This window comes from uncultured Roseicyclus sp. (assembly GCF_937892565.1).
In the GTDB taxonomy this organism is placed as follows: Bacteria; Pseudomonadota; Alphaproteobacteria; order Rhodobacterales; family Rhodobacteraceae; genus Roseicyclus.
Window position 1 is genome coordinate 1 of the sequence record NZ_CALAHQ010000057.1, and the last position, 6,498, is coordinate 6,498.

6 protein-coding genes are annotated in these 6,498 nt (G+C 65.0%); 2 read left to right on the forward strand and 4 right to left on the reverse strand.

What is annotated here, in order from left to right:
* On the reverse strand, window positions 1-714 hold a 714-nt coding region (locus Q0094_RS07515), incomplete at its 3' end, for a tripartite tricarboxylate transporter permease (RefSeq protein WP_297617228.1).
* A gap of 147 nt (window positions 715-861) precedes the next feature.
* Window positions 862-1,956, reverse strand: coding sequence for a tricarboxylate transporter (locus Q0094_RS07520; RefSeq protein WP_297617231.1), 1,095 nt, complete (start codon window positions 1,954-1,956; stop codon window positions 862-864).
* 214 nt (window positions 1,957-2,170) lie between these two features.
* Between Q0094_RS07520 and Q0094_RS07525 the strand changes: the two genes are divergently transcribed.
* Together Q0094_RS07525 and Q0094_RS07530 are read left to right on the forward strand one after the other, a co-directional pair.
* Window positions 2,171-2,848: a response regulator transcription factor gene (locus Q0094_RS07525; protein WP_297617234.1), complete on the forward strand. Its 678-nt coding sequence runs from the start codon at window positions 2,171-2,173 to the stop codon at window positions 2,846-2,848.
* Window positions 2,845-4,341: a sensor histidine kinase gene (locus Q0094_RS07530; RefSeq protein WP_297617237.1), complete on the forward strand. Its 1,497-nt coding sequence runs from the start codon at window positions 2,845-2,847 to the stop codon at window positions 4,339-4,341. The genes Q0094_RS07525 and Q0094_RS07530 overlap by 4 nt, the downstream gene beginning before the upstream one ends.
* A gap of 19 nt (window positions 4,342-4,360) precedes the next feature.
* Here Q0094_RS07530 and Q0094_RS07535 read toward each other — a convergent pair whose 3' ends face one another.
* Together Q0094_RS07535 and Q0094_RS07540 are read right to left on the reverse strand one after the other, a co-directional pair.
* Entirely contained in the window at window positions 4,361-6,148 is a 1,788-nt protein-coding gene (locus tag Q0094_RS07535) for a gamma-glutamyltransferase family protein (RefSeq protein ID WP_297617239.1), read from the reverse strand.
* An 85-nt stretch (window positions 6,149-6,233) separates the two neighbouring features.
* Window positions 6,234-6,498: FCD domain-containing protein (locus Q0094_RS07540; protein ID WP_297617242.1), on the reverse strand; the 265-nt coding region annotated here is incomplete at its 5' end.

The following is a 6,498-nucleotide window of genomic DNA, read 5'->3' on the forward strand; positions in this document are numbered from 1 at the left end:
GCCGCCCTTGGAAATCGAGCGATCCTGACGCAGAAGCGAGATCACTTCGGGGATGGCGTAGATGCCAAGGCCCACGATCACAAGTTGCAGACCATCGACCAGATAGGGAATGTCATAGGTCGCCATGCGCAGCGACCCGCCCGCAGGCGCCGTGCCGATGGTGCCCGCAAGCAAGCCCAGACCGGCAGCGACGACACCCTTGAGCGGGATACGCCCGGCCAAGATCGCCACCATCGACAGGCCAAGAACCGTGATCATCAGCATTTCAGGCAGGCCAAAGGCCAAGATCAGGGGTCGCGCCACGAAAATGATCATCGTCAGGGCAAGCGCCCCCAACAGACCGCCATAAAGCGAAGACACAAAGGCCGCGGACAAGGCGCGTGCCGCCTGTCCCTTGCGCGCCAGGGGAAACCCGTCAAGCACCGTGGCTTGGCTGGCCGAACTCCCGGGAATGCCCAGCAGCACAGAGGAAAACGTATCCGATGTGGGGATCACAGCGATCAGACCCACCATCAGCGCCAGCCCGGAGACCGGGTCCATCCCGAACATGAAGGGCAGCACAAGCGACAGCCCCGCGATCCCGCCAAGCCCCGGCAGAACGCCGATCGACAGGCCCAAGAGCACACCCGCCACCATGTACATCAGGTGCTGGGGCTGAATGACCGTCAGGAACGCATCGCCCAGCGCCGGAAGCGCAACATTCAGGATTTCCATGGCGGCGCCCTCCCCTCACCCGCTCTCGGCCGCCCGAGACCGGGGATAAACCCCGCCCGCGCAGGGCGCGCGGACGGATTTTTCACAACGCTCCCACAACAGCCGGCGATGCACGTGCTGCACCGCCGGACCATCACGAGGCATGCGTTACTGCATGGTCACGCCGTAATCCGCAGCCAGCCAATCCAGCACGAAGGTGCGGGCTTCGTCAGAGACGGTGATTGCCGCCTCATGCGCCACACGGGCTGCATCGCCGATCATCTGCGGATAAACGCCAAGTTCAGCAGTCGAGATTTCCGCGAAATCGGGACGGGCCAAGATGTCGACAAGGGCTTGCTCATAGGCGGCCACAACCTCTGGCGAGGCAGCGCCGGGCAGATATACCAGCTTTTGTGCCGCAAAACCCGACACGAAGAAGGCGCGCCATGCATCCCATGCCACGCCCGAGGTTTCGCATCCGGCGGTCGCATCACAAATCTCGGCAAAGGTGGGGATGTCGGGGAAGGTCGGATCGCGCACGATGTTACCTGCGGCATCCAAGATGCCCCAGCTCATCACCGGAACGGCCAAGTTCTGTTCGACCAGCGGAACCACGTTCGAGAGATAGGCCGACGAGGTCTGGTAATCGATATTGGCCTCGCCCCGTTCGAACATCAGGCGGCCATCGCCGCGCCCTTCGATGCCAAAGACCGGCTCGACCTGAAGGCCCAGCATCTTGAATGCCAGAAGCGGCACAAGATCCAGCGTGGTGGCGCCTTGGCTGCCGAAGATGAAGAATTCGCCCTGCAGATCGTCAAGATCACCGTCAAAGCGCGCGCCGAGATCAGCCGGCAGATAGACCACGCCGCCCGTGCCCGAGGCCAGAACCGGCTGCCAGTCGCGGTATTCATAGCGCACGCGCGGATCACCCAAGAGATAGGGGAACTGGGTCGAGCCCGAGGTGCCGAAGATCAGCGTGCCGTCATCAGTCGTCTGTTCCTGGAACCAGTTGGCGCCCGTGGTCGAGCCGCCACCGGGACGGTAGCCCACGATCGCGGTGGGCTTGCCGGGCAGCGCTTCCGACAGAAGCGGTGCAAAGAAGTTGGCCCATTTCGCAGAACCGCCCGATTCGGAGAAGGGGATAACGAATTCGACGGTCTTGCCACTGAGATCCTGCGCCACGGCCGGGGCCGCAAACGTCAGGGCTGCGGCGGATGCCGCAAAAAAGGCCGCGCCCGCGCGCGGGGTCTTGATCTTGTTCATGTCTTCCTCCCTGTGTCCGCTCTGTCTCAAAGGCGACGCGCGGTAATCCTCAAGGCGCAAACAAGCGCTTGATGGCGGCGTCTTGACTTGCGAAGCTTGCGCCAAGCTTACGGGTCAGTTTTTTCCTGTCGCACCGATCCGGCCGACCGGGCACGGACAGGCAAGGCAAGCGCAGTTGGGCCACACTGTCGTCGGGCGAAATGGGGGTGGGGTCATGCGCATCGTGCTGGTCGAGGATCATGACGGCATCGCCAGAGGCATCGCCTATCGGATGCAAGACCTTGGCCATTCGGTCGATATCATTGTCGATGGCTTGGCAGCGGACCAACATCTGCGCACCGGTGGCGGCGATCTCGTGATCCTCGACATCAACCTGCCGGGAATGGACGGGCTGGCGATCTTGCGGGCGATGCGCCAGCGCGGCGATGAGCGACCGGTGCTGGTATTGACGGCGCGCGCGGAAACCCATGACCGCGTCCGGGGCTTGGATGCGGGAGGGGATGATTATCTGGTCAAACCCTTCGAGATGGATGAATTGGAGGCGCGGGTGCGCGCCTTGGCCCGAAGACAACCGCGCCCGCTGCGCCGCAAGATCGTGATGGGGGCGCTGGCGCTTGATCTGGATGCCCGCGAGGTCACCGCCGGCGGCACACCGCTTGCCCTGCCCCGCCGCGAGGTCAGCTTGCTTGAGGTGCTGATCGCCGCACAGGGGCGCACCGTCAGCAAGAACGATCTTCTCGACCATATTTATGGCACCGGCGCCGACATCGAGGAAGGCGCCATCGAGGTGCATATCTCGCGGCTGCGCAAGCGGCTCAAGGCGCATGGCCTGACGATCCGCGTGGCGCGGGGCCTTGGCTATGCGCTGATTGCCGACCAAGTGGCGCCATGATCACGAAGCGCCGGATCAGCGGACGCGGCTTTGGGGTCCGGCGCTCGACCTCGCTGAGGGTGCGGCTGACGGCGATCATTCTCGGGCCGCTGTTGATCATCGCGGCAGCGGTGGGTGTCTGGCAGCTTGGCTATACGCAGAACAAAGCCGAAGACATCTTTGACCATTCGCTCTTGACCACGGGCTTGGCGATTGCGGCCGATGTGGCACGCTCGGGCGGCGATGCGCTGTCACTGGAAACCCGCGACCTGCTCAGCGACACCTCGGGCGGTTTGGTCTATTACCATGCCTATGCACCATCCGGGGTCTATGTGACGGGCTACGCCACCCCGCCCGCCCGCCCGCCCGAAGCGGTCGCGCTGCATGGCGATGCGTTTTACGGCTTTTACGACAGCACCTATTTCGGCCGGCCTGTGCGCGCGCTGCGGTTGCGACAGGTGAACACGGTGGGCGGCATTGCAGGCACCTATACCTACACCGTCTGGCAGGACGTCACGATCCTCGAGGCGCTGTTCCGCGATCTGGCGCGTCAGGTCTTGATCGTGATGGGGGTGCTGATCGGCACGGTCGCCTTGGTGGTGTGGTTCGGGGTCAATCTGGGTCTGCGCCCGCTGCTGGATCTCGAAGATGCCATCTCGCGGCGCAATTCCGATGATCTGAGCCCGATCCGCCGCCCTGTGCCGCCCGAAGCGCGCGGTCTTGTGCTAAGGCTCAACACGCTCTTTGGTCAGGTCGAGGCGACGATGCAGGCGCAGGCGCGCTTTATCTCGAACGCCGCCCACCAGCTGCGCAATCCCATCGCGGGCGTTCTGGCCATGGCCGAGGCCGCGCATCGTGCCCCCACGCCCGAGGCTGCCCGTGCGCGCGCGCGCGAACTTTTGACGTCGGCGCGGCAGGTGCGCGATCTGGCCAACAAGCTTTTGACGCTCGAGCGCGCAAGTGCAGCGGGCGGGCCACTGGAACAGGTTGATCTGGTCCGCATCCTGCGCGAGATCTGCCATGATTTCCGACCCCGCGCACTGGCGCAAGATGTCGATTTGCTGTCGCACCTGCCACCCGGCCCGATGTTGGCCGAAGCCGACCGGCTGATGCTGCGCGAGGCAGTGACCAACCTGATCGACAATGCGCTGCGCCATGGCGGTGCAAGCCTTGGCTTGATCACCGTCGCGCTCGATGTCGCAGGGGGGCAGGCGCGGATCATGGTCAGCGATGATGGGCGCGGTCTGAGCGCCGACGAGGTGCCGCTGGCGTTGGCGCGCTTTGGTCAGGTGGGCACCGCCGAAGGCTCGGGCCTTGGCCTGTCGATAGCCGAGGCGGTGGTGACCGGCCGGGGCGGACGGCTCGACATCACGCCCACGCCGGGCACACGACAAGGGCTGACAGTCGCCTTGTATCTGCCGCTGATCGCGCACGACAGCGATGCAATGGCCCCGACGCCGCCCGTGCGATCACCCAAAAGGCGCACCGCGCCGCGCCCCGCCGCGGCCGAATGACCGCGCAGGGCTGGGCGCGTCAGCGCCCGATCGCATAGGCCTGCATCAGGCGCGGGGTCGCCGCCGCCTTGAGCATGCCATCGGCAGACCGCGATGCCGCGGTCAAGCGCCCCACAGCCCAGGGTTCCGATACCTCAAGCGCATGGCCCCGCGCGCGCAGATCATCCAGCACGGCGCTGCCAAAAGCAGGCTCGGCCATCAGGTGGCCGGGGTTGGTGGCGCGCGGGTAAAAGGATGATTGGAAATGCGCGGTGTGAAACAACGGCGCATCGATGCCTTCCTGAAGGTTCAGGCCGGCATGCACAAGCCGCAGGAACAAGATCAATTGCCACTGGTCCTGTTGATCGCCGCCGGGCGTGCCAAATGCCAGCTTGCGCCCATCGGTCTGGGCCATCGAGGGCGACAGCGTCGTGCGCGGGCGCCGCCCCGGTGCCAGCGATGTCGCCAGACCCTCTTCCAGCCAGAACATCTGGGCACGGGAATTGAGCGGCATCCCCAGCCCCGGAATGACCGGTGAGGATTGCAGCCAGCCGCCCGATGGCGTGGCGGAAACCATGTTGCCCCAGCGGTCGATCACATCGAGATGCACGGTATCGCCACGCTTTTCGCTCAAATGCGCCATCGTGGGTTCGCCCGCGCCCATGCCCGGGCCGGCGGTGATGTCGCGCCCGGCCCGCGCGAGGGCCGCCTTGGCTGACACCTCCAGCCCCGCGATGTTGCCCGGCCGCTGTTCGCGTGATGCCTTGGGTCCGATCAGCGCGCGCCGGGTCGCGGCATAATCGGCTGACAACAGCGTCCCGACCGGCACATCGGTAAACAACGGATCGCCATAATAGGCCTCTCGATCGGCAAAGGACAGCTTGAGCACCTCGGTTACCGTATGCACGAAATCGGCACCGCGGTGATCCATTGCAGCGATATCAAGGCCCGACAGCGTCATCAGTGATTGCAACAGCGTGGGCCCTTGCGTCCAGACGCCGGGTTTCCACACGGTCCAGCCATGATAATCGACGCTGAGCGCATCCTCATAGCTGGCTGTCCAACCGGCCATGTCCTGGCCGGTCAGCACGCCCTTGCGCCGCCCGCCCGCCGCATCCATCACACAGGCGTCTTTCAGATAGTCATCGATCGCTTCCGCGATGAAGCCCTCGTAAAAGGCGCGGCGCGCGGTCTCCATCTGACCCTCGCGGGTGGGGGCGGTTTCGGCCTCGGTCAACAGGCGCTCCCAGGTGTCGGCCAGCGCGGGGTTGGCAAACAGGCTGCCCGCTTGCGGAACCTGATCGCCCGGCATCCATGTGGCCTGCGATGTCGGCCATTCGTGCCGAAAGAAATCGGTCAGCCCCGCGATGGTGGCCGACACCCGCGCCAGCATCGGGTGACCATGGCGGGCATAAAAGATCGCAGGCTCCAGTATCTCGCGCAGCGTGAGCCGCCCGTGGTCGCGCAGCATCAGCATCCAGGCGCCAAAGGCCCCCGGCACCACGGTCGCCAACAGCCCCGAGCCCGGCACCATGTTCAGCCCTTGCGCGCGGTAATGCGCGATGGTGGCGCCTGCGGGTGCCGTGCCTTGCCCGCAGATGACGGTGGGCACATCGGCGCCGGCGGGGCGGATCATCAGGGGCATGTCGCCCAAGGGGCCGTTGAGATGCGGCTCCACCACCTGCAGCACAAAGCCCGTGGCTGCGGCGGCATCAAAGGCATTGCCGCCCTGTTCAAGGATCTTCATCCCCACAGCCGAAGCGATCCAATGTGTCGAGGTGACGACGCCGAAGGTGCCGGCGATTTCGGGGCGGGTGGTAAAGGTCATGGTTGGGTCCGTTCTGGCTTGGGATCAGGGGATGGATCGGCGGCTGTCCTTACGGCCGCGAATGCGTTCGAGATGGGCAAAGAGCCTAGGCCAGATGCGCCTGCATGGCCACCCGTGCGGCGGCCGCGTCGCGGGCTTGGATGGCCGCGATGATCGCAGCATGCTGACGCGCATATTGCGCCACCCGTTCAGCTGAGCGGGCCAATTGCCTTTCGTGTTGCCAGCGCTGTTGCTGGCGCAGCTCGTTGATCAGGGTAAAGCCCGCCCGCAAGACCGGATAGCCCGCGATATCGGCGATGTCGCGTTCCGTCTCGGCAAACTCTTGCGGCAGGTTTATGGGGTCAAACACC